This window comes from Candidatus Sphingomonas colombiensis, from assembly GCA_029202845.1.
GTDB lineage: Bacteria > Pseudomonadota > Alphaproteobacteria > Sphingomonadales > Sphingomonadaceae > Sphingomonas > Sphingomonas colombiensis.
Map to the genome: position 1 here is coordinate 1,491,480 of CP119315.1, position 26,520 is coordinate 1,517,999.

At 65.9% G+C, this 26,520-nt stretch carries 26 protein-coding genes; 13 read left to right on the forward strand and 13 right to left on the reverse strand.

Annotation, left to right across the window (positions count from 1 at the left end):
* Positions 1-36: 36 nt before the first annotated feature.
* The 4 genes from P0Y64_07110 to P0Y64_07125 are packed head-to-tail and all read left to right on the forward strand — an operon-like array spanning position 37 to position 3,645.
* A complete protein-coding gene (locus P0Y64_07110) occupies positions 37-1,050 on the forward strand; it encodes a glycosyltransferase family 2 protein (protein WEK44548.1) in 1,014 nt (337 codons plus the stop codon).
* The gene (locus P0Y64_07115; protein WEK44549.1) at positions 1,047-1,685 is read left to right on the forward strand and encodes a class I SAM-dependent methyltransferase; all 639 of its coding nucleotides are present in this window, start codon (positions 1,047-1,049) and stop codon (positions 1,683-1,685) included. Before P0Y64_07110 ends, P0Y64_07115 begins: the two co-directional genes overlap by 4 nt.
* Positions 1,682-3,235 (forward strand): hypothetical protein, encoded by a 1,554-nt coding sequence (locus P0Y64_07120; protein ID WEK44550.1) that lies wholly within the window; start codon positions 1,682-1,684, stop codon positions 3,233-3,235. The genes P0Y64_07115 and P0Y64_07120 overlap by 4 nt, the downstream gene beginning before the upstream one ends.
* Positions 3,232-3,645, forward strand: a complete 414-nt coding sequence (locus P0Y64_07125) for a GtrA family protein (GenBank protein WEK44551.1) — start codon at positions 3,232-3,234, stop codon at positions 3,643-3,645. The genes P0Y64_07120 and P0Y64_07125 overlap by 4 nt, the downstream gene beginning before the upstream one ends.
* 43 nt (positions 3,646-3,688) lie before the next feature.
* On the opposite strand, the gene P0Y64_07130 is transcribed toward P0Y64_07125, so the two are convergent.
* The gene (locus P0Y64_07130; protein WEK44552.1) at positions 3,689-4,570 is read right to left on the reverse strand and encodes a tyrosine recombinase XerC; all 882 of its coding nucleotides are present in this window, start codon (positions 4,568-4,570) and stop codon (positions 3,689-3,691) included.
* A complete protein-coding gene (locus tag P0Y64_07135; GenBank protein WEK44553.1) occupies positions 4,567-5,010 on the reverse strand; it encodes a hypothetical protein in 444 nt (147 codons plus the stop codon). The genes P0Y64_07130 and P0Y64_07135 overlap by 4 nt, the downstream gene beginning before the upstream one ends.
* A gap of 40 nt (positions 5,011-5,050) precedes the next feature.
* Here P0Y64_07135 and P0Y64_07140 point away from each other — a divergent pair, with 40 nt between their 5' ends.
* Entirely contained in the window at positions 5,051-7,219 is a 2,169-nt protein-coding gene (locus P0Y64_07140; GenBank protein WEK44554.1) for a primosomal protein N', read from the forward strand.
* On the opposite strand, the gene P0Y64_07145 is transcribed toward P0Y64_07140, so the two are convergent.
* From P0Y64_07145 to P0Y64_07180, 8 genes are all read right to left on the reverse strand, one after another.
* A complete protein-coding gene (locus P0Y64_07145; protein WEK44555.1) occupies positions 7,216-8,325 on the reverse strand; it encodes a hypothetical protein in 1,110 nt (369 codons plus the stop codon). The two genes, P0Y64_07140 and P0Y64_07145, sit on opposite strands and share 4 nt — an antisense overlap.
* A gap of 127 nt (positions 8,326-8,452) precedes the next feature.
* Positions 8,453-8,704: an ATP synthase F1 subunit epsilon gene (locus tag P0Y64_07150; protein WEK44556.1), complete on the reverse strand. Its 252-nt coding sequence runs from the start codon at positions 8,702-8,704 to the stop codon at positions 8,453-8,455.
* Positions 8,704-9,327: a hypothetical protein gene (locus P0Y64_07155; GenBank protein ID WEK44557.1), complete on the reverse strand. Its 624-nt coding sequence runs from the start codon at positions 9,325-9,327 to the stop codon at positions 8,704-8,706. The genes P0Y64_07150 and P0Y64_07155 overlap by 1 nt, the downstream gene beginning before the upstream one ends.
* Entirely contained in the window at positions 9,327-10,799 is a 1,473-nt protein-coding gene (gene atpD, locus P0Y64_07160) for a F0F1 ATP synthase subunit beta (GenBank protein WEK44558.1), read from the reverse strand. Before atpD ends, P0Y64_07155 begins: the two co-directional genes overlap by 1 nt.
* Before the next feature lie 24 nt (positions 10,800-10,823).
* Positions 10,824-11,702 carry a F0F1 ATP synthase subunit gamma gene (locus P0Y64_07165; protein ID WEK44559.1) on the reverse strand — a complete coding sequence of 293 codons (879 nt, stop codon included), beginning with the start codon at positions 11,700-11,702 and terminating at the stop codon, positions 10,824-10,826.
* The gene (locus tag P0Y64_07170) at positions 11,703-12,320 is read right to left on the reverse strand and encodes a LysE family translocator (protein ID WEK44560.1); all 618 of its coding nucleotides are present in this window, start codon (positions 12,318-12,320) and stop codon (positions 11,703-11,705) included.
* A 9-nt stretch (positions 12,321-12,329) separates the two neighbouring features.
* Entirely contained in the window at positions 12,330-13,859 is a 1,530-nt protein-coding gene (gene atpA / locus P0Y64_07175) for a F0F1 ATP synthase subunit alpha (protein ID WEK44561.1), read from the reverse strand.
* Between the two features lie 4 nt (positions 13,860-13,863).
* Positions 13,864-14,433, reverse strand: a complete 570-nt coding sequence (locus tag P0Y64_07180; protein ID WEK44562.1) for a F0F1 ATP synthase subunit delta — start codon at positions 14,431-14,433, stop codon at positions 13,864-13,866.
* A gap of 160 nt (positions 14,434-14,593) precedes the next feature.
* Between P0Y64_07180 and P0Y64_07185 the strand changes: the two genes are divergently transcribed.
* Positions 14,594-15,268 carry a dienelactone hydrolase family protein gene (locus tag P0Y64_07185; GenBank protein WEK44563.1) on the forward strand — a complete coding sequence of 225 codons (675 nt, stop codon included), beginning with the start codon at positions 14,594-14,596 and terminating at the stop codon, positions 15,266-15,268.
* Positions 15,269-15,282: 14 nt separating this feature from the next.
* Here P0Y64_07185 and P0Y64_07190 read toward each other — a convergent pair whose 3' ends face one another.
* Both P0Y64_07190 and P0Y64_07195 read right to left on the reverse strand, forming a co-directional pair.
* Positions 15,283-16,821, reverse strand: coding sequence for a hypothetical protein (locus P0Y64_07190; GenBank protein ID WEK44564.1), 1,539 nt, complete (start codon positions 16,819-16,821; stop codon positions 15,283-15,285).
* 58 nt (positions 16,822-16,879) lie between these two features.
* Positions 16,880-17,659, reverse strand: a complete 780-nt coding sequence (locus P0Y64_07195) for an enoyl-CoA hydratase (protein WEK44565.1) — start codon at positions 17,657-17,659, stop codon at positions 16,880-16,882.
* Between the two features lie 134 nt (positions 17,660-17,793).
* Between P0Y64_07195 and P0Y64_07200 the strand changes: the two genes are divergently transcribed.
* The 4 genes from P0Y64_07200 to P0Y64_07215 all read left to right on the forward strand — a co-directional run bounded on the left by P0Y64_07200 (position 17,794) and on the right by P0Y64_07215 (position 23,261).
* Positions 17,794-19,281, forward strand: a complete 1,488-nt coding sequence (locus P0Y64_07200) for a hypothetical protein (protein ID WEK44566.1) — start codon at positions 17,794-17,796, stop codon at positions 19,279-19,281.
* 57 nt (positions 19,282-19,338) lie between these two features.
* The gene (locus P0Y64_07205; GenBank protein WEK45002.1) at positions 19,339-20,391 is read left to right on the forward strand and encodes a methylated-DNA--[protein]-cysteine S-methyltransferase; all 1,053 of its coding nucleotides are present in this window, start codon (positions 19,339-19,341) and stop codon (positions 20,389-20,391) included.
* Positions 20,392-20,449: 58 nt separating this feature from the next.
* Positions 20,450-21,964, forward strand: coding sequence for a CpaF family protein (locus P0Y64_07210; GenBank protein ID WEK44567.1), 1,515 nt, complete (start codon positions 20,450-20,452; stop codon positions 21,962-21,964).
* A 94-nt stretch (positions 21,965-22,058) separates the two neighbouring features.
* The gene (locus tag P0Y64_07215; GenBank protein ID WEK44568.1) at positions 22,059-23,261 is read left to right on the forward strand and encodes an aspartyl protease family protein; all 1,203 of its coding nucleotides are present in this window, start codon (positions 22,059-22,061) and stop codon (positions 23,259-23,261) included.
* Positions 23,262-23,297: 36 nt separating this feature from the next.
* Here P0Y64_07215 and phaR read toward each other — a convergent pair whose 3' ends face one another.
* Positions 23,298-23,858, reverse strand: a complete 561-nt coding sequence (gene phaR / locus P0Y64_07220) for a polyhydroxyalkanoate synthesis repressor PhaR (protein WEK44569.1) — start codon at positions 23,856-23,858, stop codon at positions 23,298-23,300.
* A 14-nt stretch (positions 23,859-23,872) separates the two neighbouring features.
* On the opposite strand from phaR, the gene P0Y64_07225 reads away from it, so the two are divergent.
* The 3 genes from P0Y64_07225 to P0Y64_07235 are packed head-to-tail and all read left to right on the forward strand — an operon-like array spanning position 23,873 to position 26,519.
* Complete coding sequence (locus tag P0Y64_07225) at positions 23,873-24,967, forward strand: alpha/beta fold hydrolase (protein WEK44570.1); 1,095 nt, start codon at positions 23,873-23,875, stop codon at positions 24,965-24,967.
* The gene (locus P0Y64_07230) at positions 24,964-26,136 is read left to right on the forward strand and encodes an acetyl-CoA C-acetyltransferase (protein WEK44571.1); all 1,173 of its coding nucleotides are present in this window, start codon (positions 24,964-24,966) and stop codon (positions 26,134-26,136) included. Before P0Y64_07225 ends, P0Y64_07230 begins: the two co-directional genes overlap by 4 nt.
* Positions 26,133-26,519 carry a VOC family protein gene (locus P0Y64_07235; protein WEK44572.1) on the forward strand — a complete coding sequence of 129 codons (387 nt, stop codon included), beginning with the start codon at positions 26,133-26,135 and terminating at the stop codon, positions 26,517-26,519. The genes P0Y64_07230 and P0Y64_07235 overlap by 4 nt, the downstream gene beginning before the upstream one ends.
* Position 26,520: the final 1 nt, after the last annotated feature.

A 26,520-nucleotide genomic window follows, 5' to 3' on the forward strand; every position in this document is an offset into this window, starting at 1 on the left:
CCCCCGCCATGCCCGGCGCGCGGCGGAGCGACGACGATGGCAAAACGATTCCCCGACTTAGGGTCCAATCGGCACCCCTTCCAGAAACCGCTGCTGCTCTATGGCGTGCTGTGTTTCGTGTTCGGAATGGCGATGTACCTGACCGGGGTTCTGCTCGTCTTTCCGCGCTATCTGCTCAATCTGCATGCTCTCCTCGATCCGGTGGCCGAGGCGCTGGTATGGTATAGCGGCGTGCCGATCATGATCGGCATCGCGCTGTCGCTGTTCGATCTGCTGTACATGCACAAGCACAAGAAGCCGAACGTGCCGGTACGCTTCACGCCGGTGCAGCGCCGCCGTGTCACGGTTGCGCTGACGGCATATAATGATGAGGACAGCATCGCCGGCGCGGTCGAGGATTTCCTGCTTCACCCGCTGGTCGAGCGCGTGATCGTGGTCAGCAACAACAGCAGCGACCAGACGTTCGAGCGGGCCGCGGCGGCCGGTGCGCTCACCTTCAACGAAACCGCGCCCGGCTATGGCCGTTGCGTGTTCCGCTGCTTGAGCGAGGCGGTGCAGTTCGAAGACACCGAATTCGTGGTGCTATGCGAAGGCGACAGCACGTTTCGCGCCTATGACATCGAGAAGCTGCTCGCTTATGCGCCGCACGCCGATATCGTGAACGGCACGCGCACCGTGGAGCCGCTGCGCCAATATCTGACGCAATTGAGCGTCTTCATGTATTACGGGAATATCTTCGTCGGAAAGCTGCTCGAGGCGAAGCATCTCGGTCGCGGCACGATCACCGACATGGGCACGACCTATAAATTGTGCCGCCGCGATGCGCTGATCCGGCTGCTCCCGCGTCTCAATCCGGCGGTGAACCTCGAATTCAATGCGCACCTGCTCGATACCGCATTGTATCAGGATCTGGTGTTGCTCGAATGCCCGATCACCTTCCATCCACGGATCGGGTTCAGCAAGGGCGGCAACGTCAATAACTGGCGCGGGCTGGTGGTCGGCTGGCGCATGATCGTCGGTTTGGTGTCGGACTGGAAGCGTTACGCATGAGCGGTGACTATCACGGTTCGCGGCTCGAACTGGACGCGCGGCGCGGCGGCGTCTGGGCGGCGTTGTGGCGCTACTTTTTTCGCAAGCGCATCGCCGCCGATGCCTGTGTGCTCGATCTCGGCGCGGGCTATGGCGATTTCATCAATAACGTCGTGGCGCGGCGGCGCATCGCGGTCGACACATGGAGCGGCCTAGCGGATCAGGTCGACAAGGGGGTGGAGGCGATCGTCGGCCCGGTCAGCGATCTGAGCCCGATTGACGATGGCGCGGTCGATTTCGCATTCGCCTCCAATCTGTTCGAACATCTGCAGCAGGACGTGTTCGTCGCCACGCTGGCGGAGATCCGGCGGACGCTCGCTCCCGGCGGCACGCTGACGATCCTCCAGCCAAACTACCGTTACGCGTATCGCGAATATTTCGACGATTACACGCATGTCGCGGTCTATTCACACATCAGCCTGGTCGATCTGCTGCGCGCGCATGGCTGGGAAATCGTCGAAGTGCAGCCGCGCTTCCTGCCGCTCACCGTCAAGTCGCGCCTGCCGACCTGGCCGTTTCTTGTCGGGGCCTATCTCTGGTCGCCGGTCAAGCCGATGGGCAAGCAGATGCTGGTCGTGGCAAGGCCGGCGGCGTGAACGCGACGATCGACGCGGGCGCTGCGGCGCGGCCGCGGGAAGAGCATCGAAGGCGCCTGCTGCTGCGCGGCGCGCTGGCGCTCGTGATCCTGCTGCTGCTGTTCAACGCCGGCAAGATGCTGGCGGGATCATGGCTCGCGCTGCATTATCCTTATGATCTCGATTATGGCGAAGGCATCGTCTGGCAGCAGATGCGCAACATCCTGTCGGGCGAGGGCTATAGCCCGCTCGGCACCTATCCCGCGATCGTCTATCATTATCCGCCGGTCTATCATCTGACGACGGCGGCGATCGCCTCGATCCTGGCTATGGATCAGTTGATCGCCGGGCGACTGGTGTCGTTGCTGTCGACGATCGCGTCGATGGCGTTCGTCGGCATGCTCGTGCTGTCCGCCATCCCAAAGGACGAGAGCCGCATCGTGCGCATGGGCGCGGCCGCGATCGGCGGATTATGCCTCGCATCGATCCCGACGATCCTGAACTGGTCGACCCTGATGCGCGTCGACATGCTGGGCTGCGCGCTGATGCTCGGCGGCCTGTTGTTGAGCATCCGTGCGGTCACCCGGCCCGCGGCGGTGCCGTTCGCCGCTTTGGCCTTCGTGCTGGCGGTCTATACCAAACAGACGAATATCGCCGCGCCGCTCGCGGCGCTGATTGGCTTGTGGTTCGTTCGGCCGAAATCGGCTTTCCTGTTGCTGGGCTGCTGCGTCATGCTGGGGCTGGTCGCGCTGGCGGCGCTCGTCGTGGAAAGCGATGGCGGGTTCCTGCGCCATATCCTGCTCTACAACGTCAATCGGCTCGATCTGTCGCGCTGGCGGCTGCTGGTCTGGGTGCTGTTTTCGCAAGCATTGCTTGTGGCGATCGCGGGCAGCGCGATGACGCGTGCGTGGCGTCGCCTGACAGACACGCACGCGGCGACGCTGCGGGGCAGAGTAACCAAGGACGATAGAAGCGCGGCGTTGCTGGTGCTGATGCTGTTCATGGCGGTGAATGCGGCGATGTTGCCGCTGACCCTGAAATCGGGCGCGAGCGACAATTATCTGATCGCATGGTCTTGCGGTATCGCGATGTTCGTCGGGCTGGCGGCGGCGCCGATGCTGCGCGCTGCGGAGCGCGGCGATGCGTGGCCATCGCCCATCCTGATAACGCTGTTCATCGCCGCGCTGTCGGTTGCCGCCTATCGCGCGCCGCCGGTCGAAATTGATCCCGCCACGAAAGAGCGCATGGCGGCGGTGGTCGCGCGGATCCGGGCTTCGGCGAAGCCGGTGATCAGCGACGATATGGTGTTGCTGATCCGTGCCGGTCGCCCGGTGCAATATGAGCCCGCGATCGCGGCCGAACTTGCCCATAGCAATCTGTATGACGAGGCCGGGTTCGCACGGATGGTGCGGCGCGGAGATTTCGGATTCTTCCTGACCCGTGGCGATCGCGGCTCGCCGCTCTTCGACGAACGCTACAACCCTCGCGTCGCCGCCGCGATCGACGCGGCCTATCCGCGCAAGGAAATCATCGGCGATCTGGTTTTCCACCTGCCAGCGCAGCGACAATGAGCGGCGTGATCGTGCCGAGGAACGGCGTGGTGCTGGGCCAATTGATCCGGTTCGCGATCGCGGGCCTGTTGTCAGCATCGGTTTATGCTGGCGTCTATCTCTTCATTGCCAGGATGTTGCCCCCCGTCCACGCCGCGTTGGCGGTGCCGCCCGCGTTCGTCGTGGCGGTGATATGCAGCTTCTTCCTGCACAGCGCGTGGAGTTTTCGCGGGCACGGATCGCGCGACGCGAGCGGCCGGCAGCATCTGAAATTTTTCGTCGTGCAACTTGCGCAACTGAGTGCGAACCTGGCGGTTACCTGGCTCCTCACCGGATGGCTCCACGCGCCAACCTGGGTGCCGCTGATCCCCGCGATCGGGATCGTGCCGTTCGTGACATTCTACGTGCAGCGCCGATGGGTATTTGGATAGGGCGTCCGTCAGGATCGCCGCCGTTATGCAGAAGCGCCCGCGCTCACCCTCGCGGATGCGCATTCCGATAAACATCGAGCAGATGCGCCGCGTCCACGGCGGTATAAACCTGCGTCGAGCTGAGGCTCGCGTGGCCCAGCAACTCCTGCAACGCGCGCAAATCGGCACCGCGCCCCAGCAGGTGCGTCGCGAAGCTGTGGCGCAACGCGTGCGGCGTCGTCCGCTCCGACAGCCCCAGCCGCCCGCGCGCGGCGCGGACGCCGACGCGGACAATGCCCGGCGAGAGCGCGCCGCCACGCACCCCGCGAAACAGCGGCGCGTCACGCGATAGCGGCCAGGGGCAGTCCGCGAGATATGCCTCGATCGCCGCGCGGACCTGCGGCAGCAACGGCACGATCCGCGTCTTGTCGCGCTTGCCGGTGACGACCAGCGTCTCGCCGAGCGGGATCGCCGCGCCGGTCAGCGCGATCGCCTCGCCGATGCGCAGGCCCGCGCCATAGAGCAGCAGCAGCACCGCCCAGTCGCGCAGGCCAACCCACGGCAGCCGCGCGCCATCGGCCACTTCCTCCGCCAGCGCGACGGCTTCGTCCGGCGATATCGGGCGCGGGACGCCCTTCTTGACGCGCGGGCCTTTCAGGCGTGGCGCGGCGCCTGCGCCATTGGCCCAATCGAGGAACCCGCGCACCGCCGACAGTTCGCGCGCGGTGGAGGTGTTCGACAACCCGTCGGCGCGGCGATGCGCGAGATAGGCGCGCAAATCGGTCGCGCTGACGCGGGAGAGGCTCGCGCGATCGACGGGCCCCCCCCAATGCCGCGCGAGGAAGACCAGCAGCCGGTTGGCGCTCGCCTCATAGGCACGCACGGTATGGATCGAGCGCCGCCGGTCACGCGTGAGGTGCGCGCCATATTCCGCCGCGGCGTTCATGGGCGGCGGGGCCGCTGGCGCGCGGCGATCGAACGGATCACGAGCCGCTCCGTCCCCGCCGGATCGATCGGCCGCGCAACGCTGGCGGCGGCGGCGAGGATCAGCGCGGCGACGGCGGGATCGTCGATCAGCGCATCGTTGAGCTTGATGTGGCGCATCCGGGTGCCACCGCCCTCCAGCAAGCCGCGCGGATCGGGAAGCGTCGCGCCATTGGCGAGGAACAGGCTCACCCAGCGGGGATAAAGTGCGATCGAACAGGTGATCGCGCTGGCCCGCTCATCCGGCCCGAAGCCGATCGCGAGCGCGTTGTAATTGTCATAGACGAGCCGTGTCGCCCCCGGCAGCCGCGCGGCGACCATCTCCAGCGCGCGCCGGGCGAGCGCGGCGACGGCGGGCGTATAGCGATCGATGAAGCTGTCGAGCTGGTCCTGCGCCGTCATGGGGTGCCTTTTGCCGGCAACCTATATTAGTCGGGTGGCGATGTCCCGTGCCCGTGTCCTGGTGCTCAACTCCGCGCTCGGCCCGCTCGATTATCGCGTCCCGCATGGGATGGCGGTTGAGCCGGGGTCGATCGTCGTCGCGCCTTTGGGGCCGCGCCAGTTGGTTGGCGTGGTGTGGGAGCCGGAACGGATGCCGTCCGACGCGGAGGTCGGCGACAATCGCCTGCGCAACCTGATCGCGGTGGCTGATGCGCCGCCGCTGCGCGCGCCGCTCCGCCGACTGATCGAGTGGACCGCGGACTATTACCTCGCGCCACCCGCGTCGGTGGTGCGGATGGCGCTTTCCTCCACCGCCGCGCTGGAGGGGCAGAAGCTGATCGTGGAATATCGCGCGACCGGCCACGTCCCCGATCGCCTGACGACGCAGCGCGCACAGGCGCTGGAGCGGATCGGCGACCGGCAGGGGCTGATCCGCGAGCTGGCGACGATCGCGGACGTATCCGACGCGGTGATTCGCGGGCTGGTGAAGGTGAGGGCGATCGAGGGGGTCGAGGTCGATATCGACAGCCCCTATCCATTGCCCGACGCCGATCACGCGCCGCCCGCGTTATCGGGCGAGCAGCAGGCGGCGGCGGATGCGCTGGTGGCGGACGTGCACGCCCATGATTTCCACCCGACCTTGCTCGACGGCGTGACCGGATCGGGCAAGACCGAGGTTTATTTCGAGGCGGTGGCCGCGGCGATCCGCGAGGGGCGGCAATGCCTCGTCCTGCTGCCCGAGATCGCGCTGACCGAGCCGTTTCTGAAACGCTTCCACGATCGCTTCGGCTGCGAGCCGGTGGCGTGGCATTCGGGCCTGCGCTCCTCGCAGCGCCGCCGCGCATGGCGCGCGATCGCCAACGGGCAGGCGCTGGTGACGGTCGGCGCGCGATCGGCGCTGTTCCTGCCTTATGCCAATCTCGGCCTGATCGTGGTCGACGAGGCGCACGAGACGAGCTTCAAGCAGGAAGACGGCGTGCATTATCATGCGCGCGACGTGGCGGTGATGCGCGGCAAGTTCGAAGGCTGCCCGGTGATCCTCGCTTCCGCCACCCCGGCGATCGAGACGCGCCAGCAGGTGACGCTCGGAAACTACGCCGAGCTGAAGCTGCCCGGCCGCTATGGTGCGGCGGAGCTGCCGACGATCGAGGCGCTGGACCTGCTGGAGCAGAAGCCCGATCGCGGGCGCTGGCTCGCGCCGCCGCTGGTCAAGGCGCTGGAAGAGACGCTGGAGCGGCGCGAACAGTCGCTCCTGTTCCTCAATCGGCGCGGTTATGCCCCGCTGACGCTGTGCCGGACCTGCGGGCATCGCTTCCAATGCCCGAATTGCACCGCCTGGATGGTCGAGCACCGGCTGACGCGGCGGCTCGCCTGCCATCATTGCGGGCATATCGAGCCGGTCCCGCGCGTCTGCCCGGAGTGCAAGGAGGAGGATACGCTCGTCGCCTGCGGCCCCGGCGTCGAGCGGATCGCCGACGAGGTGACCGCGTTGTTCCCCGCGGCACGGGTGGCGGTGGTCACGTCCGACACGATCTGGTCTCCGGCCAAGGCGGCGGAGTTCGTGCAAAGGATGGAGGCGGGCGATATCGATATCGTCGTCGGCACCCAGCTTGTCACCAAGGGCTATCATTTCCCCAATCTGACGCTGGTGGGCGTGGTGGATGCCGATCTGGGGCTGGAGGGGGGCGATCTGCGCGCGTCCGAACGGACCTTCCAGCAGATTCGCCAGGTCTCCGGGCGTGCCGGGCGGGGCGAGAAGCCGGGGCACGTCTATATCCAGACACACAGCCCCAAGGCACAGGTGATGCAGGCGCTGATCACCGGCGATGCGGATGCCTTTTACGAGGCCGAGACGGAGGCGCGGCGCGAGGCGGGGGCGCCGCCGTTCGGCCGCTACGCCGCGATTGTCGTGTCGAGCGAGGATCAGCAGGCCGCGCATGAGATCGCGCGACTGATCGGCCGTTCCGCGCCCGAAGTGGAGGGGATGCACGTCTATGGCCCGGCGCCGGCGCCGCTGGCGATGCTGCGCGGGCGGCACCGCTATCGGCTATTGGTCCACGCGCGGCGGACGCTGGACGTGCAGGACGTGATCCGTGACTGGCTCGGCGCGCTTGATTGGCCGGCGAAGGTGCGGGTCGCGGTGGACGTGGACCCGTATAGCTTTCTTTAGGCGGGCGAGGGTGTCGGCGCTTCTGCTGCGCCGAGCGCGATGAACGGACGCACGATCAGCCATGTCGCGTAGATCATCGCAAGCGCGCCATAGACCGCGAACATCTCCCCGCCGGTCAAATAGGCGAGGATGCCCAGCCCCGATCCGATCTGGGCAAAGAGCGCCGCTCGCCATTCGCTCGGCCGCACCGCCGCCAAGGCCAACACCAATGCGTCGCCGAGAAAGAAATAGCGCTCGTGCATCCGCGGCAGCAGGCCCGGAACGATCAGCGCGCACAATGTCGCGGCGCGGAGCAGCGTGATCGGCTCCGCAATGTGCAGGCGGCGCGCGAAAAACACGGTGTAGCAACCGATCGCGGCTATCGTGGCGAGTATCGCGATCGAGCCGAACCAGCGTGGTTCGGCGCCCCCCAACGTCTGCGCGATCATCCACACATTGGGGGCGTTGAGCGCCAATAGGCTCTCCCACTGCGTTTGCCGCAGATAGATGGTCAGCAGATCGCCGGCCGGCCAGCCTGCCATCATCGCCGGCAGCATCGCCAGCAGCGCGGCGAGCGGCGCCATCGCCCACAGGCGGAAGGGTATTCTGCGGGCGATCGCCAATGCGAGGAAGAACGGCCCGATGAACGCGGCCTGCGCCTTGAATGCGATCGCAAGGCCGCACCACGCGAACATCGCGGCGTGACGCCGCTCGATTGCCGCCGTCAGCGCGATCACCAGCATCGCCGCCCAATAAGCGTCGCATTGCGTCAACAATGTCGAGTTGATGATCAGCGTCGGGGCCAATGCAATCAGCGCGGCGGCGGGCCACGGATGGGGATGGCGAACGGAGCTGAGCAGGCAAGTGATCGCCCAGGTCAGGAAAAGCTGCCCGATCACCGACACCAGTTTGATGACGATTACGGGTGAAGCGAAGGCGGCAAGCGGCGATGCCGCCGCCAGAAGATAAAGATAGGGAGGCGTATAGTTAGAGAACGGGGTGGCGAACGCCCCGATCGGTCCGGCCTGCTGGATATGGGTGAACCAGGGCAGCAGGAATGCGTCCATGTCGACGCTGTAGAGATCCCGGAACGCGACGGCGATGGCGAGCGCGAGCGCCAGACTCACCCCGACTGACGGGGGTGGACGATTCCGGGATGCGGCGTTTTTGAGCATCGCCGCATCCGTACGGCGAAATGGTTAGCGTGGTGTAAGCGAGGGCGTTTGCCGCGTTGATTACGCCACCGCCCGGCCGTTACCCTGCGTGTTCGGCCAGAACGGTCAGGCCCTTGGCGTTTACCTCGGCGAAGCCGCCGCGGATCGTGATCGCCTCGGGGGCGGCGCCCGCGGTGCGCTGGACGAGCAGCTCGCCGTCGCGAATCGTCGACATCAGCGGCGCATGGCCTTCCAGCACCGCGAAGTCGCCTTCGGAGCCGGGGACGGTGACCATATAGACCGCTTCGGAGCGGACGAGGCGTTCGGGCGTGACGAGTTCGAAGTTCAACATCACTTCTCTCCTTCTGCGACCAAATGAACGCCAATCGAAAGCTGGATTCCGCCTTCTTTCGAAGATGTCGGCGCGACGATCGAAATCATTGGTTGTACTTTTGCCTCTTTAGAAACATTTGCATGAAACGTTGCCCGAACAGACTCGGCCGCAAAGGGTTGCTCCGGTCCATCGGATTTCCAGAAATTGTCATCCTGTATTTTTGCATACAGAACCGGACGAACAGCAGCCGTCCAAGGAGATTCGCCTACTAAAATCCTACAAGTCGGAGATGTCTCATGGGCGATAACGAAAATTGAGGCATGTGGATCAGCCCATCGACCGAAACGCGCAGGCCTGTCTCTTGCCATTTCGACAAGTTGTTTTGGCGGATCAACCATCCACGTCAACATGCCTTTGTCGAGCGCGGCATTCTCAGCCTTACTGATCACTTTTTCGCCGGTGGAAGCTCTCACTATTTCCGCTGAACAGAGCTTGATCGCGTTATCCAAATTAATGGCCAACGACCGTATCTCTTCGTCAGCGGAGCCGAGCGCCGATGGAGAATCAGCAAGAGGTCGAACGCGATCTTCGTGGACGCCAAGTAAAGCGCTCGCCGCCAGGAAGATCGCGCTCGTTAACATCACGCGTCCTGCGCGAGCTTCTCGGCCTTGGCGATGGCCTCGTCGATGCCGCCGACCATGTAGAATGCCGCTTCCGGCAGGTGATCGTACTCGCCGTTCACCACCGCCTTGAACGAGCGCACCGTATCATCGAGCTGGACGAACTTGCCCGGGATGTTGGTGAACACTTCGGCGACGTGGAACGGCTGCGACAGGAACTTCTGGATCTTGCGCGCGCGGCTGACGGTGAGCTTATCCTCTTCCGACAGCTCGTCCATGCCGAGAATGGCGATGATGTCCTGCAGCGACTTATACTTCTGCAGCGTCGCCTGCACGGCGCGCGCCGTCTCGTAATGCTCCTGACCGACGATCCGCGGCTCGAGCACGCGCGAGGACGAGTCGAGCGGATCGACCGCCGGGTAGATGCCGAGTTCGGAGATCGCGCGGTTGAGCACGGTCGTCGCGTCCAAGTGGGCGAACGAGGTGGCCGGGGCCGGATCGGTCATGTCGTCGGCGGGGACGTACACGGCCTGCACCGAGGTGATCGAGCCCTTGTTGGTGGAGGTGATGCGCTCCTGCAGCGCGCCCATGTCGGTCGACAGGGTCGGCTGATAGCCCACCGCCGACGGAATACGGCCGAGCAGTGCGGACACTTCCGCGCCCGCCTGGGTGAAGCGGAAGATGTTGTCGACGAAGAACAGCACGTCCTGGCCTTCCACGTCGCGGAAATATTCCGCGATGGTCAGGCCCGACAGCGCGACGCGTGCACGCGCGCCCGGCGGCTCGTTCATCTGGCCGAACACCAGTGCGACCTTCGAGCCTTCGCTCGTCGGGTTGCCGTCGGCGTCCTTGGCGATGACGCCCGCGTCGAGGAATTCGTGATAGAGATCGTTGCCCTCACGGGTACGCTCGCCGACGCCCGCGAACACCGACGTGCCGCCGTGGCCCTTGGCGATGTTGTTGATCAGTTCCTGGATCAACACGGTCTTGCCGACGCCGGCGCCGCCGAACAGGCCGATCTTGCCGCCCTTCGCATAAGGCGCGAGCAGATCGATCACCTTGATGCCGGTGACGAGAATCGAGCTGTCGGTCGACTGGTCGACGAACAGCGGCGCTTCTGCATGGATCGGCGCGTGGTGCGGCGAATTGACCGGGCCACGCTCGTCGATCGGCTCGCCGATCACGTTGAGGATGCGGCCGAGCGTCGCCGGGCCGACCGGCACGGTGATCTGCGCACCGGTATCGGTGACCGACTGGCCGCGCGTCAGACCCTCGGTGGAGTCCATCGCGATCGTGCGAACGGTGTTCTCGCCGAGGTGCTGCGCAACCTCGAGCACCAGCCGCTGGCCGTTATTGTCGGTCTCGAGCGCCGACAGAATCGCCGGCAGATGATCCTGGTCGAACGAGACGTCGACGACCGCACCGATCACCTGGCTGATGCGGCCCACGTTGTTGCTGCCCGTGTTCGGGCGATCCTCAAGGACGGTAGCCATGTTCTGCTTCCTGCTTTCGAAACTTTAGAGCGCTTCAGCGCCGGAGATGATTTCCACCAGCTCGGTCGTGATCGCGGCCTGGCGGGTGCGGTTATACTGGATCGAGAGGCGGTTGATCATGTCACCCGCGTTGCGCGTCGCATTGTCCATCGCGTTCATGCGGCTGCCCTGTTCGGACGCAGCATTTTCCAGCATCGCGCGGAACACCTGGATCGCCACGTTGCGCGGCAGGAGATCGGCGAGGATCGCTTCCTCGTCGGGCTCGTAGGTGACCGCGGCGCCGCCGTCATTGGCGGTCTCGACGCTTGATGGCACGGCGACCGGGATGATCTGCATGCCCGTCGGGATCTGCACCAGTGCCGACTGGAACTTGGCGTAGAACAGATGCGCGACGTCGAACTCGCCCGCTTCGAAGCGGTGGATCAGATCGTCGGCGACTTCGCGCGCCTGATCGAAGCCGAGCGTCTTGTGCTGGCCAAGCTCGAAATCGACCGCGATGTCCTTCGGATAGAAACGACGCAGCACGCGGCCCTTCTTGCCGGCGAGATAGAAGCGCACGGTCTTGCCCTGCGCGATCAGTTCCTCGGCCTTGCGGCGCGCGGCGCGGACGATGTTGGTGTTGAACGCACCGGCGAGGCCGCGCTCGGAGGTCGCGACGACGAGCAGGTGAACCTGATCCTTGCCGGTGCCGGCGAGCAGCTTGGGCGAGCTTTCGCTCACCGTCACCTTGCTGGCGAGGCTCGCCATCACCGCTTCGAGCCGCTCGGCATAGGGGCGGCCGGCGATGGCAGCCTCCTGCGCGCGACGCAGCTTGGCGGCGGCGACCATCTTCATCGCCTTGGTGATCTTCTGCGTCGACTTCACCGAGCCGATGCGGATCTTGAGGGCCTTGAGACTAGCCATTCATATATTCCGAACAAAGGCCATGCGGCCCGCGAGAGCAAGATAGGCGGTGCCGAGCGCACCCTCGAACCAGCGCATCAGGCTGCTTTGCCGCGCCGCGCGACCCGCCCGCGCCGCGACCAGCGCGACACCGGAGAGCCACACCGCGCCGATTGCATATGCGATGCCGATCAGCAGCATGCCACGCACCGGCGCGCCTGCATCCCGCCCCACGAATTGCGGCAGGATGGCGAGGAAGAACAGCGCGACCTTGGGGTTGAGCGCGGTGGTAAACAGTCCCTGGCGGAACGGTTGAGCCGAACTGCGCAGCGCCGCCTGTTCCCCGCCGGCGCGCAACGCGCCGATCAGCGCCCGCGCGCCGAGCCAGCCGAGATAGAGGGCGCCCGCGATCTTCACGATCGTGAACAGCATCGGAAACACCGCCAGCACGCTGAGAAAGCCGAAGCCGCACAGCGCCATATACCACAGGCCACCGACCAGAATCCCGGCCACCCCCGCCATGCCGGCGCGCAACCCGTTGCGCGCGGCATTGCCGGCCACGACCATCGTGTCGGGGCCGGGCGTCACCGCCAGGCCGACCGACAGCGCGATCCAGGCAAGAAGGGAATGGTCGAGCATCGACGTGGATCAGGCGAAGGTCTTCGCGAAGGCGTCCAGCGCCGCCTTCAGCTTGCCCTTCGGGCCGTCGCCGAGGTCACGCGAGTCGCGGATCTCGGTCAGCACGTCGGCGTGGCTGTCGCGCATGAACGCGAGCATCGCCGCTTCGTAGCGCACCACGTCGTTGACCGCGACATCGTCGAGATAGCCGTTGGTGCCGGCGAAGATCGACACGGTCTGCTCTTCGAACGGCAGCGGCGAGAACTGCGGCTGCTTGAGCAGCTCGGTCAGGCGCGCGCCGCGGTTGAGCAGCTTCTGCGTCGAGGCATCGAGATCGGAACCGAACTGCGCGAACGCAGCCATTTCGCGATACTGCGCCAGCTCGAGCTTGATCGAGCCCGACACCTTCTTCATCGCCTTGGTCTGCGCGGCCGAGCCGACGCGGCTGACCGACAGGCCGACGTTGATCGCGGGGCGGATGCCCGCGAAGAACAGATCGGTTTCAAGGAAGATCTGGCCGTCGGTGATCGAGATCACGTTGGTCGGGATGTAGGCCGACACGTCGCCCGCCTGGGTTTCGATGATCGGCAGCGCGGTGAGCGAGCCATTGCCGTTCGCGTCGTTCATCTTCGCCGCGCGCTCGAGGAGGCGCGAGTGGAGATAGAAAACGTCACCCGGATAGGCTTCGCGGCCCGGCGGACGGCGCAGCAGCAGCGACATCTGGCGGTAAGCGACGGCCTGCTTGGACAGATCGTCATACACGATCACGGCGTGCATGCCGTTGTCGCGGAAATACTCGCCCATCGCGCAGCCGGTATAGGGCGCGAGGAACTGAAGCGGGGCGGGCTCCGACGCGGTCGCGGCGACCACGATCGAATATTCCATCGCGCCATTCTCTTCGAGCTGGCGAACGATTTGCGCGACGGTCGAGCGCTTCTGGCCGACCGCGACGTAGATGCAATAGAGCTTCTTCGATTCGTCGCCGCTCTTGTTCGGGCCCTTCTGGTTGATGAAGGTATCGATCGCGACGGCGGTCTTGCCGGTCTGACGGTCACCGATGATCAGCTCGCGCTGGCCACGGCCGACGGGAACGAGCGCGTCGATCGCCTTGAGGCCGGTCTGCACCGGCTCATGCACCGACTTGCGCGGGATGATGCCCGGCGCCTTCACCTCGACGCGGCGACGCTCGGTGCCCTCGATCGGGCCCTTGCCGTCGATCGGGTTGCCGAGGCCATCGACCACGCGGCCGAGCAGGCCCTTGCCGACGGGCACGTCAACGATCGTGCCGGTACGCTTTACGGTGTCGCCTTCCTTGATCTCCGAATCGGTGCCGAAGATCACGACGCCGACATTGTCGGCTTCGAGGTTGAGCGCCATGCCCTGCACGCCATTGGCGAACTCGACCATTTCGCCCGCCTGGACGTTGTCGAGGCCATAGATGCGCGCGATGCCGTCGCCCACCGAGAGCACCTGGCCGGTCTCGCTGACCTGCGCTTCGGTGCCGAAATTGGCGATCTGATCCTTGATGACCTTGGAGATTTCTGCGGCGCGGATGTCCATTACGTCAGCCTTTCATCGCGCTGGCGAGCGCATTCAAACGGGTGCGGATCGACGAATCGATCATCTGGGAACCGATGCGGACGACCAATCCGCCGAGCAACGCGGGATCGACCCGCAGATCGACCGAAACTTCACGGCCGATGCGCTGGCGAAGCTGCTGCTTCAGCTCGGTCACCTGATCGTCGGAAAGCGGATGGGCGCTTGTCACTTCCGCATTGGCCTCGCCGCGATGACGCGCGGCGAGCAGGCGGAAGGCGCGGATAATCGCCGGCAGCTCAGCGAGCCGGCGATTGTGCGCGAGCACGCCCAGAAAATTGCTGGTCGTCGGATCGACGCCAAGCTCGGCCGCGGTGGCGAGCACCGCCTTGCCGGCGGCGTCGCGCGCGACGACCGGTGAAGTGGTCAGCGCCTTGAAGTCATCCGACTGATCGAGCGCGGCCTGCACCTTGGCGAGACTCGCTTCGATCGCATCGATCGTCTTGGCTTCTTTCGCGAGCCCGAACAGGGCGGTCGCGTAACGTCCGCCCAGACTGGCCTGGATGCTGCCACCTTGATTACCGCTGGAACTATCCACGCGATTCGCTTTCCTCGTCGACACGGGTTGGCCCCGAGCGAACGGATGGCGCACGAACGGCACCTCGCTTGGGTTGCGGGGCGCGTAGCAAAGGGGTCGCGGGGATGCAATGCTTGCGTCATATCGGATGACAAACGACGTGAGCGATGGAGAGACGACGATGGGCGAATTCACCCGGATGATGATGGACGATGGCGAGGAAATCGCTGTTTATCATGCCGAGGCGGACGGGAATCGTCGCGGCGGCGTGGTGCTGGTGCAGGAAATATTCGGCGTCACCGATCATATCCGCGACATGGCCGACGAATATGCGGCCGACGGCTATGAAGTGTTCGCGCCGGCATTGTTCGATCGCGAACACCCCGGATTCGAAGCCGGCTATGACGCGGCGGGGCTGGCCGAGGGCGTGAGACTGGCGCGCGAGGCGCATCCGTTCGAGCAATCGCTGGCCGATGTGCAGCGCTGCGTCGATGCGCTGGCCGCGAAAGGCGCGGTGTTCGTCGTCGGCTATTGCTATGGCGGATCAATCGCCTGGTTCGCCGCGACTCGCATGCGCGGCGTGGCGGCGGCATCGGCCTATTACGGCAGCCTGATCCCGGGCGCGGCGGGCGAGGAGCCGAAAGTGCCGGTGGTGCTGCACTTCGGTCGCCACGATTCGGGCATCCCGATGGAGGGGGTGGATAAGCTGGCGGCGAAGGCGTGGCCGAACGCCGACGTGCATGTTTATGAGGCCGGGCACGGATTCAACTCTGACCGGCGCAAGGATTATCACGAGCCCTCGGCCGATCTGGCGAAAGAGCGCACGCTGGCGTTGTTCCGCGCCAACGGGGGGTAAGCGGGGAGGGCGCGTTACTTCGGCGAAGTGCCACTGCCCTCGTCGCTCAGCATCGGCGAGCCCTCGGCGGCGGCCAGCACGGCATTCCCCTTTTTGCCCGCGTCGAGCGCAGCGAGCATCCGCGCCGCCGGATTGTCCGCATCGGCATGCGGATTATAGGCGAGCGGGCGAAGCAGCGAGCGCGCCCAATCTTCCTCGCCCTCCTGCACGCGCGCCACGGCGGCGGCATAGCGCACATCGTCGTCCTGCGGCGCCAGTTCCTGTGCGCGATAGAGGCCGGTGAAAGCCGATTTGCTCGGCCGGACGCCCTCGGCGCGGAAGCTGTTCCAAAACTCCCATAACGGCTCGGCGTTATTGGGATCGAGGCGATTGGCGGCGATGATCGTGCTGCGCGCGCTTTGCCACGCGGCGGGATCGTGCACCCCGTCCTTCACCAGTTTTTCCATCCGCAGCCGCGCCTTGTAGAGCAGCCCCTGCACCGATTTGGGATCGCGCGCGATCGCCAGATCGGCCGCTTTCTCCGCCGCCTGCGCCTCCCCGGCGTCATGCGCGATTTCCGCGAACCAGCCCTGCACCACCGCATCGTCCGGGAAACGCGCGGCGATCGGCGCGGCGCGGTCATACAGCGAACTGGCCGCTTTCTTGTCGACGCCGTTGGTCGATTCCATCCGCAGCCGGATCATTGCCGCTTCCCCCGGAGAAAGGGTGCGCAGCGTGACCACGGGCTCGGCCTTGTCGCCGAAGGGGAGGTAGAGGCCGGGGATGCGTCGCTTGTCGAGATAGCCGTCAACTTCGCGATCGAGCGTCCGCAGATCGCCGAACGCTTCTTCCGCCGCCTTGAGCGGGGGGCGGCCGGAGTTCAGCGCGACGACATAATTGACGAACTGTTTGTAGCGCGCCTCGTGAAAGAACAGATAATGGGTCAGCAGCCAGCCGCGCCCGTAGAATGTGTCCGTCTGTTCCCCGATACGCAGCCGGCCCCATAGCGCCGGATCCAGCATGGACTGGACCGGAATCTTGCCGCCCTCGAAGATGCCATAGGCGCGGTGCTGCGCCGGGATGCCGATGGTCGCGCGATCGCTTTCCAGCTTCATCGTGGAGGCGAATTCCGCGAACCCCTCGCTGAACCAGGTCGGGAAGGCGATCGGATAGGTCGCGTACATGAAGTGATGCGCATATTCGTGGAACAGCACGATACGCGGGAAATCCGCCGCGCTGCCGAAGCCGGCGCTATATGCCACCGAGCCGCCGACGCGCGGGCGGTAGAACCCCGCAGCATCCGAACGGCCGGCGAATTTCCGAACATCCGAATCGCGCGTGATGAACACCGTGAGCGGGTTGGAGGCGCTTTCCGGGGGATCGTCCCGCTTCATGAAGTAGCGCAGCGACTGATCCAGCCGCTCCAGCGCGATGGCCTGTGCGCGCAGCGAGCGTTCGCTGGTGTCGCCATAGAGAATGAAGTGGCGCGAGCGCGCCTCGATCCATTCCGCGTGCGCGGCGGACGCCCCCAAGACGCCGAATGCGACGAGCATCGGCAACAGCCGCTTCAGCATCGGCCTTCCTCCCCCTGTTGGCGCGAGGATAACGCGCCAACAGGGGGAGTTTCAAACATTATTGCGTGCGCCCGCGGGCCTGCACCGCCGCGCGGCGTGCCTCCACGGCTTCCGGAGTGACCAACGCGTTGGCGGCGGAGGATATGCGATGCTCCAGCGCCATCGCTTCGCCGAACGGCAGGGCATGGCCTTCGTCGATCAGTTTCTTGTAACCCATGATGAAATCCGCATCGGCGGAGGCGATATCGGCGGCGAGGCGCCGCGCGGTGGAAAGCAATGCATCGGCCGGGACGACGCGATTGACCAGCCCCCAGCGCTCTGCGGTGGCGGCGTCAATGAAATTGCCGGACAGCGACAATTCCTTTGCACGAGAGATACCGATCAGCCGCGAAAGTTTCTGGCTGAGCCCCCAGCCGGGCATCACGCCGACCCGCGCATGCGTATCGGCGAAGCGCGCATTCTCGCTCGCGATCAATATGTCGCAGGCCAGCGCGACCTCGAACCCGCCGGTAATCGCGACGCCGTTGATCGCGCCGATCACCGGCTTGCGGCACGCCTCGATCGCCTTGACCGGATTCTCGTCCGCCCCGCTGGCATTGGCCGCGCCGAGCGCGCCAGCGGTGTTGCCCAGTTCCTTGAGATCCAATCCCGCGGTGAAAGCCCGCGTGCCGGCGCCGGTCAGCACAACCGCGCGCACCGCATCGTCCGCATCGAGCCGCCGCATCGCATCATGCAACGCGGCGCGCAATGCTCGCGACAGCGCGTTCATCGCCTCCGGGCGGTTGAGCGTGACGGTGGCGACGCCATCGGCGATGTCGACGAGAATCAGTTCGGTCATCGGGCTTGCTCCAGCTTTGCGAGCCACCCCCTATCGCGCGACGAGCGGCCCCGCCATGCCTGCAAGCACGGCTGGCACGACAACCTGACGCGCGCTAAGCTTCGCGCAACAGGGGGGATTCAATGAAACGAGCCATGGCTTTCGTAATGGCGGGTGCCGTCGTTCTGTGCGGTGGAGCGGGGCGGAGCCTCGCGGTGCAGAGGGAGAGCGTCCCGCCGATCGTGGACAAGTTGCGCGCGGCGTTCAGTGCTGCCCAGGCGAACGATTGCCGTAAGGCGCTCGGTGCGCTCGGCAAGGTGCGCTCGTCGAAAGATTTCGCAACGCTTTCCGACGAGTTGCGACTGGCGACGCTGACCCTCGCCGCAGGCTGCGAGACGCAGGAGAATGATCACAAGGCCGGCTATCGCGATGCGCTGGCCGCGACCGCCTTCGCTGGCAGCGACGCGTTCATCTGGCAACTGCGGCTGGGGTACGAGATGGAGGACAAGCGCTACGCCGACGCCGTGGCGACGGTCGAGGCGATGCGGCAGGGGCATGGCGCGGCACTCAACGCGCTCGAAGTCAGATGGCTTTATCAACTCCACGAAGGGTTGAAGAAGCAGAAGGCGACCGATTTGCGCCGGCGATTGCTCGCGGTGCTGGCGGACAATGCCTATGAGCCCGACGAACCGGGTAGCGACAACGAGGGTTTTCGCGAACTCTATGCCGGAATGCTCCACGACGCCGGCGACAATCAGGCGGCGACGCGCATCGTGCGGGAGATCACGCATCCGTCACTTCTCATCGACCTGAGCCTCGATCCGCGCTTTCGCAGCGCGTTTCCCAGCGATCCCGACGTTCGCGCCGCCGTCGAGCGGCGTCTGGCCGAAGCGCGAATATTGGCAGAACGCTATCCGGATCGGATCAGGCCGGTAGTCGACATGTCCGGCTATCTGCGCTCATTGGGTCGCCCCAAGGAGGCGCTGGCCGCGCTCGACGCGATCCGTCCGCTGGTGGAGAGCGGAAAAGCCGTGGATCAGGATGATCGCCTCATCTGGTGGTGGGACGAACAATCGCGGGCCCATGCGATGCTGGGGGACTATACCAAGGCGATCGATGCGCTGCGCGTGGGGGGAAAGTTGCGCGAGAGCGGCACGTTGAATGTCAGCCAGGTCATCAATCTGTCGCAGGCCCAGCTTGAGTTCGGTGACGCGGCGGGCGCGCTCGATACCATTTCCGTATTCGCCAAGGATGGTCGCTCGGCCAGCCCGTTTGGCCAGATGCAGGTCGCGATGGCGCGAGGGTGTGCGTTGGTGCGGACCGGCAAGGCGGCCGATGCGGCGCGCGATATCGCCTATGTCCGTGCGAACGCGGGCGACGCGCCTGGCACGCTGACCGAGCTGCTGCTGTGCATCGGTGATCAGGACGGCGCGGCGGCGTCGATCGTGGCGCAGCTCGATGATCCCGATCAGCGCGTCCTGGCGTTGCGGAGGTTGAGCACGTTCGATGCGCCGCTGGTCGACCGGCCGGTCAATTCGCTCGAGCGGATGTTCGATACACTGAAGAAACGCGGCGACGTTCAGGCGGCGATCGCCCGCGCGGGCGGTGTCCGACGGTTCAACATTCAGAACGTTTCGTTGTGAGGTTTTGATCGCAAGCGCCGGGATGCGGGCGGCGTGGCGAAGGCCTACATCGGCGATATGACCGACGCCATCGACACCGCCGCCGCCTGGGCCGCTTTCGCGGCGCGAGATCGCAACGCCGACGGGCGCTTCGTCGTCGCGGTGCGCACCACCGGCATTTATTGCAAGCCGAGCTGCCCGGCGCGGCACCCGAAGCCCGAAAATGTCAGCTTCTTCGCCGATGGCGCGGCGGCGGCGCGGGCGGGATATCGCGCGTGCCTGCGTTGCAAACCCGATGAAGTGGGCCGCGATCGCCTCGCCGTGGCGCGCGCGGTGGCCATGATCGAGGCGAGCGAGGAGGCGGTGTCGCTCGAGGATCTCGCGGCGCGCGTGGGTTATGCGCCGCATCACTTCCACCGCCTGTTCAAGCGCGCGACCGGGGTGACGCCGGCCGCCTATGCGCGCGGGCTGAAGGCACGCCGCGCCGCCGAGGCGCTGAGCGGCGAAGACCGCGTGACCCCGGCGATCTACGAGGCGGGTTATTCCGCGCCGAGCCGATTCTACGCGCATGGCGCGAAGCGGCTGGGTATGTCGCCGGGCGCGTGGGTACGCGGCGGCGCGGGAGTGACGATCCGATGGACGATCGCCGGCACCAGCCTCGGCCCGCTGTTGATCGCGGCGACCGACAAGGGCCTGTGCCGCGTGTCGTTCGACGAGGATGCACTGGCGCTCGCTGCGCGTTTTCCGCGCGCGACGATCGAGCCGGGTGGCGCGGCACTGGCGGCGCTCGCGGCGCGCGTGGTGGCGGCGGTCGAATCGCCCGAGCGGGATCACGATCTGCCGCTCGACGTGCGCGGAACCGCCTTTCAGGAGGGCGTGTGGCAGGCGCTCCGCGCGATTCCCGCCGGCGAAACGCGGTCCTATGCCGAGCTTGCGGCAATCGCCGGCAGCCCGGGCGCCGTGCGTGCGGCGGGGACGGCCTGTGGCGCCAATCCGGTGGCCGTGGTCATCCCGTGCCACCGTGCCCAGCGCGCGGATGGCAGTGCTGGCGGCTACGCCTATGGCCTTGAACGCAAACGTATTCTGCAAGAACGTGAGGAAGCCGGCGCCCCGCCGGAAAGACGTGGTTAGGCAAATCTAAATCCTTCCTGCTTACCTGTTCGAACCGGACTTTTAAGGCAGGCAGGTTATGAGCGCGTTCGGGCGTCGCAATGGCAGTGGCAGTGGCGGTTCGCGCCCCGGATTCGGCGTGGCACGGCCGATGCAAGGTGGCGGTGTCCAGCCGCGCCAGGAGGGTGGCGAGCAATTCCCGCCGATCGAGACGCTGCCGCTCCCCGTCGATCCGGATTCGAATATTCCCGCGTCGCAGCTTGATGCGATGCAGCGGTTGCAGGATCGCCAGAATGCGAGCGGCGAGGCCGGATCGAGCAAGGTCGATGGCTTCGAGGCATCGATCCACACGATCAAGGAACAGGTGCTGCCGCGCCTGCTGGAACGGGTTGATCCCGAGGCGGCGGCGACGCTCGGCAAGGACGAACTGGCCGAGGAATTCCGCCCGATCATCGGCGAGGTGCTCGCCGAACTGAAGCTAACCCTCAACCGCCGCGAGCAGTTCGCGCTGGAAAAGGTGCTGGTCGACGAATTGCTCGGCCTTGGCCCGCTAGAGGAATTGCTGGCCGATCCCGAGGTGTCGGACATCATGGTCAACGGCCCGGAACAGACCTTCATCGAAAAGAAGGGCAAGCTCGAACTCGCGCGGATTCAGTTCCGCGATGAGGAGCATCTGTTCCAGATCGCCCAGCGCATCTGTAACTCGGTCGGCCGCCGTGTCGACCAGACCACGCCGCTGGCCGACGCGCGCCTCAAGGACGGCAGCCGCGTCAACGTGATCGTGCCCCCGCTCAGCTTGCGCGGCACCGCCATCTCGATTCGTAAATTCTCGGCCAAGCCGATCACGCTCGACATGATGGCGGGATTCGGATCGATGAGCCCGAAAATGGCCACCGCGTTGAAAATCGCGGGCGCGAGCCGCTTCAACGTCGTCATCTCAGGCGGCACCGGCTCGGGCAAGACGACGATGCTCAACGCCTTGTCGAAGATGATCGACCCCGGCGAGCGCGTGCTGACGATCGAGGACGCGGCCGAATTGCGGCTTCAGCAGCCGCATTGGCTGCCGCTTGAAACGCGCCCGGCGAACCTGGAGGGGCAGGGCGAGATTTCGATCCGCGATCTCGTCAAGAACGCGCTGCGTATGCGCCCGGATCGCATCATCCTCGGCGAAATTCGTGGCGCGGAATGTTTCGACATGCTCGCCGCGATGAACACCGGCCACGATGGCTCCATGTGCACGCTCCACTCGAACAGCCCGCGCGAGGCGCTGGCGCGTATGGAGAACATGGTGATGATGTCCGACATCAAGGTGCCGAAGGAGGCGATCAGCCGCCAGATCGCGGATTCGGTGGACATGATCATCCAGGTGAAGCGTCTGCGCGACGGCTCGCGCCGTGTCACCAACGTCACGGAGGTGATCGGGATGGAAGGCCCGGTGATCGTGACGCAGGAATTGTTCAAGTTCGAATATCTCGACGAAAGCGCCGACGGGAAGATCCTGGGCGAATATCGCGCGATGGGGCTGCGGCCGTACACGCTCGACAAGGCCAAGCAATATGGCTTCGATCAGGCCTATCTCGAGGCTTGCCTGTAACGATCCGGTGTCAGGCGGGGCGGGTTCGCCGGGCCGCCTGATAAACCAGCGCCGAGCGGTGGCGTTTCGGCGTTGAGGCGTGCATGGCGGCGCGATGGCATCAGCCCTGATCCTTTCCATGTTGCTTGCCTCCGGCGCGCCCGTTGTCGCCGCGCCACCACCCGCGTCTCCAGCAGCGCGCGCGGCGGGCGCGATGCGGCTTGCCACCAATGCCGAGGCGCAATGGGTGTCGTTCGATCTGACGCCCGGCAACCAGATCCGTTTCGAAATGACCGTCGATGGCCGGCAACTGACCGCGATCCTCGATACCGGCGTGAGCTATTCGGTGCTCGCGCGTCGCTATGCCGAGGCGGCGAAGCTGCCGATCTCGGCCGGCGGCAGCGCGACCGCGATCGGGGGCGAGGTGGATATCGGTTGGGTCGCGACGCAGAAGGTGGTGCTCGGCGGGCTCACCCGTACCGGCGGCGGCCTGAGCGTGGCCGATCTGCCGGCGATCGCCACGGGCAGCGCGCGCCCGGTCGATCTGCTCGTCGGGCGCGACATGACCGGCGATTACGCGCTCGACATCGATTATGCCGCGCGGCGTTTCCGCCTGCTGCGCTCTGGCCGTCTGCCGTTCCGTGGTGCGGTTGCCCCGCTTTCCATCTCAAGCGAAAAGCGCGTTTATATCGGCGAGGTGACGCTGGGCGACGCGCGGCTGCGCCCGATGGTGGTCGATACGGGCGACGGATCGTCGATCACCGTGACCTCGACAGGGTGGCGCGAGGCGAAGCTGGCCGGCGTGCGCACCACCACCGCGATCTCGTTCGGCCTCGCCGGATCGGTGGTCAGCACGATCGGGATCGTGCCGCAGCTATCGGTCGGCCAGCTCGTCGCGCGGCGCGTCGAGGTACGGGTCGAGCCGGTCGGCGGCTTTTCCGAAACGATCGGCGCGGCGGGGCGGATCGGCTCTGGCTTCCTGCAAAATTATCGCGTGCTGCTCGATCCCGCGGCCGGGCGGATGGTGCTGACGCCGGAGGAGGGGGCGGACGAACCGCCGCTGCGTTCGACCAGCGGATTGCTGCTGGGGATCGAGCCCGATCGGCTGCGGGTGCTGCATGTGATGCGCGGCGGCCCGGCTGCTGCTGCGGGCTGGCATGAGGGCGATCTGATCTGCTCGATCGACGGTAGCCCGATCGCGCGCGATTATGCCGCTACCCCGCTCGCTAACTGGTCGGCGGATACGGCTGGGCGGATCGTGTCGCTCGGCATGTGTGACGGATCGACGCGGCGGCTCAGGCTCGCGGACTTTTACTGAGCGGGCGCCCTTCGGTGGAACGGGCGCCCACGACACTCAATGCCCGAGCTTCTCGACCTTGTCTTGTAATCGCGCCAGTTCCGCCTTCAGCGCGGCGATCTCGTCGTCCTTGCTCGCGGCCTGCTGTGCGGGCGCGTCGGGCGCATTGTCCTTGCCCGGCTTGAATGCGCCGGCGGCGGCCTCGAACATCGCCATGTTGCGCTTCGCCATCTCAGCGAATGGTGAATGCGCGAATGCACCCTCCACCGCAGATTTGAACTGCGCCTGATTGCGGCGGAAACTTTCCATCGATGCGTCGAGATAACCCGGCACCATCGCCTGCATCGAATCCCCGTACATCGAGATCAGCTGGCGCAGGAAATTGACCGGGAGCATCGTCTGCCCGCGGCTTTCCTCCTCCATGATGATCTGCGTCAGGACATTATGGGTGATGTCCTCATCGGTCTTGGCATCCACCACGCGGAACTCGCGGCCTTCGCGCGTCATTTGCGCAAGATGATCAAGCGTGATGTAGGACGAGCTTTCGGTATTATAGAGCCGGCGGTTGGCGTATTTCTTGATGATCACCGCGCCGTCACCGGAATGCTGCTTCTTCATCGAAAGCTCCCGCAATGAGAATTTACTGCGGTACAGCACATCCTGCCGCGCTGCAACACGGGCCGAGGCCGCTACCGCTGTTCCTCGACATGCTGCGCAGCGAAACCGCAGCATCGCCCGAGCGCGCGGCGGCGGCGCTGGCGGGGCTGCGCCGTTATCAGGAGGCGCCGCGCACCACGCCACGCCGCGCCGCGCCCGCGCGTTTTCGCAAGCGCCGTGCGCGGTTGCGCGATTATGGTGGGGAAGGGCCGCCGGTGGTGTTCGTCCCATCGCTAATCAACCCGCCGTTCGTGCTCGATCTGACTCCGCAAACATCGCTGCTGCGGTGGATCGCCGATGCGGGTTTCCACGCGTGGCTGGTCGATTGGGGCACGAACGACCCGCGCGATCGCGAGCTGGATGTCGCGGGGCACGTCGAACGCGTGCTGGAGCCGCTGCTGGCGAAACTGTCCGAGCCGCCGTTGCTGGTCGGTTATTGTCTCGGCGGCACGATGGCGATGGCTGCGGCGAGCCGGATGAAGGTCGCCGGGCTGGCGACGATCGCCGCGCCATGGCGCTTCGCCGGCTATGGTGCGGCCGCGGACGATATCGCGACATTGTGGGAAATCGCCGAGCCGAGTTGCCGCAAGCTCGGGCTGGTGCCGATGGAGGTGCTGCAATCCGGCTTCTGGCGGATCGATCCCGCGCGCACGATCGGCAAATTCGAGGCGTTCGCGACCATGGCGGAGGAGCGCGCCGCGATGTTCGTCGCGCTGGAGGATTGGGCAAATGCCGGCGAGCCGCTGACCTATGCCGCCGGCGCGGAATTGTTCGAGCACATGGTGCAGGAGGATCGGCCGGGGCGCGGGGAATGGCGTGTGGGCGGCGCGATCGTCGGGCCGGAACAGCTCGATTGCCCGGCGATCGAGTTCGTCTCGCTATCCGATCGGATCGTGCCGGCGGCGACGGCGGCGGGCTTGCCCCAGCGCCGCGATCTCGGCGCTGGGCACGTCGGGATGATCGTCGGCGGCAGCGCGCGACGACAGTTGTGGGAACCACTGCGGGACTGGCTTCGCGATCCGCGTGGCGGTAGTGCGGACGCGAGTACCAGTCAGGAGCATCTGCCATGACCGAAGTCGTCATCACTGCCGCCAAGCGTACCCCCGTCGGAAGTTTTCTCGGCGCCTTCGCCGCCACCCCCGCGCATGAACTGGGCCGGATCGCGATCGAGGCCGCGCTGGCGCAGGCCGGCGTTTCCGGCGACGAGGTGAGCGAGGTGATCCTCGGCCAGGTGCTCACGGCCGCGCAGGGGCAGAATCCGGCGCGGCAGGCGTCGATGGCGGCGGGGGTGCCCAAGGAAGTGCCGGCCTGGGGCGTCAATCAGGTGTGCGGCTCGGGCCTGCGCGCGGTCGCGCTCGCGGCGCAGGCGGTGCAGACGGGTGACGCGACGATCGTGGTGGCCGGCGGACAGGAGAGCATGTCGCTTTCCAACCACGCGCAGGCGTTGCGCGCCGGGCAGAAGATGGGCGCGCTCGAACTGGTCGATACGATGATCAAGGATGGTCTGACGGACGCCTTCAACGGCTATCACATGGGGATCACCGCCGAGAATCTCGCCAGCGAATATCAGGTGACGCGCGAGGAGCAGGATCAGTTCGCCGTCGCCAGCCAGAACAAGGCGGAGGCGGCGCGCGCGGCGGGGCGCTTCGTCGAGGAGATCGCGCCGGTCACGATCAAGGGGCGCAAGGGCGATACCATCGTCGAGGCGGATGAATATATCCGCGCCGGGGTGACGATCGACAGCGTGTCGGGCGTCCGCCCGGCGTTCAAGAAAGACGGCAGTGTCACCGCCGCCAATGCGAGCGGGCTCAATGACGGCGCCGCCGCACTGGTGGTGATGAGCCGCGCTGAGGCGGAGAAACGCGGCGCGCCGATCCTCGCGACGATCAAGTCATGGGCGTCGGCCGGGGTCGATCCCTCGATCATGGGCATCGGCCCGGTGCCGGCGACGAAGCGCGCGCTGGAAAAGGCCGGCTGGACGATCGCCGATCTCGATCTGATCGAAGCGAATGAGGCGTTCGCGGCGCAGGCGCTGTCGGTCGGCAAGGAGCTTGGCTGGGATGCGGCCAAGGTCAACGTCAACGGCGGGGCGATCGCGATCGGCCACCCGATCGGCGCGTCCGGCGCGCGTGTGCTGACCACCTTGCTCTATGAGATGCAGCGGCGCGACGCGAAGAAGGGTCTTGCGACGCTCTGCATCGGCGGCGGGATGGGCATTGCGATGTGCGTCGAGCGGTGATCGACCATATCGGCATCGGCGCGGCGGATTATGCGGCGGCGCGGCGTTTTTACGACGCCGCGCTCGCCCCGCTCGGTTTCGCCGTGGTGATGGAAGTGACGGCGGCGGAAAGCGGCGGCTATCAGGGCGTCGGTTATGGCCGTGAGGACAAGCCGAGCTTCTGGGTGTCGGGCGGCGGCGCGCGTGGTGCCGGGATGCATGTCTCCTTCACCGCCCCGGATCGCGCGGCGGTCGACGCCTTCCATGCCGCCGCCATGGCGCATGGCGGGCGAGACAATGGCGCGCCCGGGCTGCGACCGCACTATCACCCCGATTATTATGGCGCGTTCGTGCTCGACCCTGACGGCGTCAACGTCGAAGCGGTGTGCCACGCACCGGCTTAGG

What these genes read in the sequence shown, in the direction of transcription:
- P0Y64_07110 (WEK44548.1), top strand. Translation starts at nt 37, where the DNA reads ATGGCAAAACGATTCCCCGACTTAGGGTCCAATCGGCACCCCTTCCAG.
- P0Y64_07115 (WEK44549.1), top strand. Translation starts at nt 1,047, where the DNA reads ATGAGCGGTGACTATCACGGTTCGCGGCTCGAACTGGACGCGCGGCGC.
- P0Y64_07125 (WEK44551.1), top strand. Translation starts at nt 3,232, where the DNA reads ATGAGCGGCGTGATCGTGCCGAGGAACGGCGTGGTGCTGGGCCAATTG.
- P0Y64_07130 (WEK44552.1), bottom strand. Translation starts at nt 4,570, where the DNA reads ATGAACGCCGCGGCGGAATATGGCGCGCACCTCACGCGTGACCGGCGG.
- P0Y64_07135 (WEK44553.1), bottom strand. Translation starts at nt 5,010, where the DNA reads ATGACGGCGCAGGACCAGCTCGACAGCTTCATCGATCGCTATACGCCC.
- P0Y64_07140 (WEK44554.1), top strand. Translation starts at nt 5,051, where the DNA reads ATGTCCCGTGCCCGTGTCCTGGTGCTCAACTCCGCGCTCGGCCCGCTC.
- P0Y64_07150 (WEK44556.1), bottom strand. Translation starts at nt 8,704, where the DNA reads ATGTTGAACTTCGAACTCGTCACGCCCGAACGCCTCGTCCGCTCCGAA.
- P0Y64_07155 (WEK44557.1), bottom strand. Translation starts at nt 9,327, where the DNA reads ATGTTAACGAGCGCGATCTTCCTGGCGGCGAGCGCTTTACTTGGCGTC.
- atpD (WEK44558.1), bottom strand. Translation starts at nt 10,799, where the DNA reads ATGGCTACCGTCCTTGAGGATCGCCCGAACACGGGCAGCAACAACGTG.
- P0Y64_07165 (WEK44559.1), bottom strand. Translation starts at nt 11,702, where the DNA reads ATGGCTAGTCTCAAGGCCCTCAAGATCCGCATCGGCTCGGTGAAGTCG.
- P0Y64_07170 (WEK44560.1), bottom strand. Translation starts at nt 12,320, where the DNA reads ATGCTCGACCATTCCCTTCTTGCCTGGATCGCGCTGTCGGTCGGCCTG.
- atpA (WEK44561.1), bottom strand. Translation starts at nt 13,859, where the DNA reads ATGGACATCCGCGCCGCAGAAATCTCCAAGGTCATCAAGGATCAGATC.
- P0Y64_07185 (WEK44563.1), top strand. Translation starts at nt 14,594, where the DNA reads ATGGGCGAATTCACCCGGATGATGATGGACGATGGCGAGGAAATCGCT.
- P0Y64_07190 (WEK44564.1), bottom strand. Translation starts at nt 16,821, where the DNA reads ATGCTGAAGCGGCTGTTGCCGATGCTCGTCGCATTCGGCGTCTTGGGG.
- P0Y64_07195 (WEK44565.1), bottom strand. Translation starts at nt 17,659, where the DNA reads ATGACCGAACTGATTCTCGTCGACATCGCCGATGGCGTCGCCACCGTC.
- P0Y64_07200 (WEK44566.1), top strand. Translation starts at nt 17,794, where the DNA reads ATGGCTTTCGTAATGGCGGGTGCCGTCGTTCTGTGCGGTGGAGCGGGG.
- P0Y64_07205 (WEK45002.1), top strand. Translation starts at nt 19,339, where the DNA reads ATGACCGACGCCATCGACACCGCCGCCGCCTGGGCCGCTTTCGCGGCG.
- P0Y64_07210 (WEK44567.1), top strand. Translation starts at nt 20,450, where the DNA reads ATGAGCGCGTTCGGGCGTCGCAATGGCAGTGGCAGTGGCGGTTCGCGC.
- P0Y64_07215 (WEK44568.1), top strand. Translation starts at nt 22,059, where the DNA reads ATGGCATCAGCCCTGATCCTTTCCATGTTGCTTGCCTCCGGCGCGCCC.
- phaR (WEK44569.1), bottom strand. Translation starts at nt 23,858, where the DNA reads ATGAAGAAGCAGCATTCCGGTGACGGCGCGGTGATCATCAAGAAATAC.
- P0Y64_07225 (WEK44570.1), top strand. Translation starts at nt 23,873, where the DNA reads ATGAGAATTTACTGCGGTACAGCACATCCTGCCGCGCTGCAACACGGG.
- P0Y64_07230 (WEK44571.1), top strand. Translation starts at nt 24,964, where the DNA reads ATGACCGAAGTCGTCATCACTGCCGCCAAGCGTACCCCCGTCGGAAGT.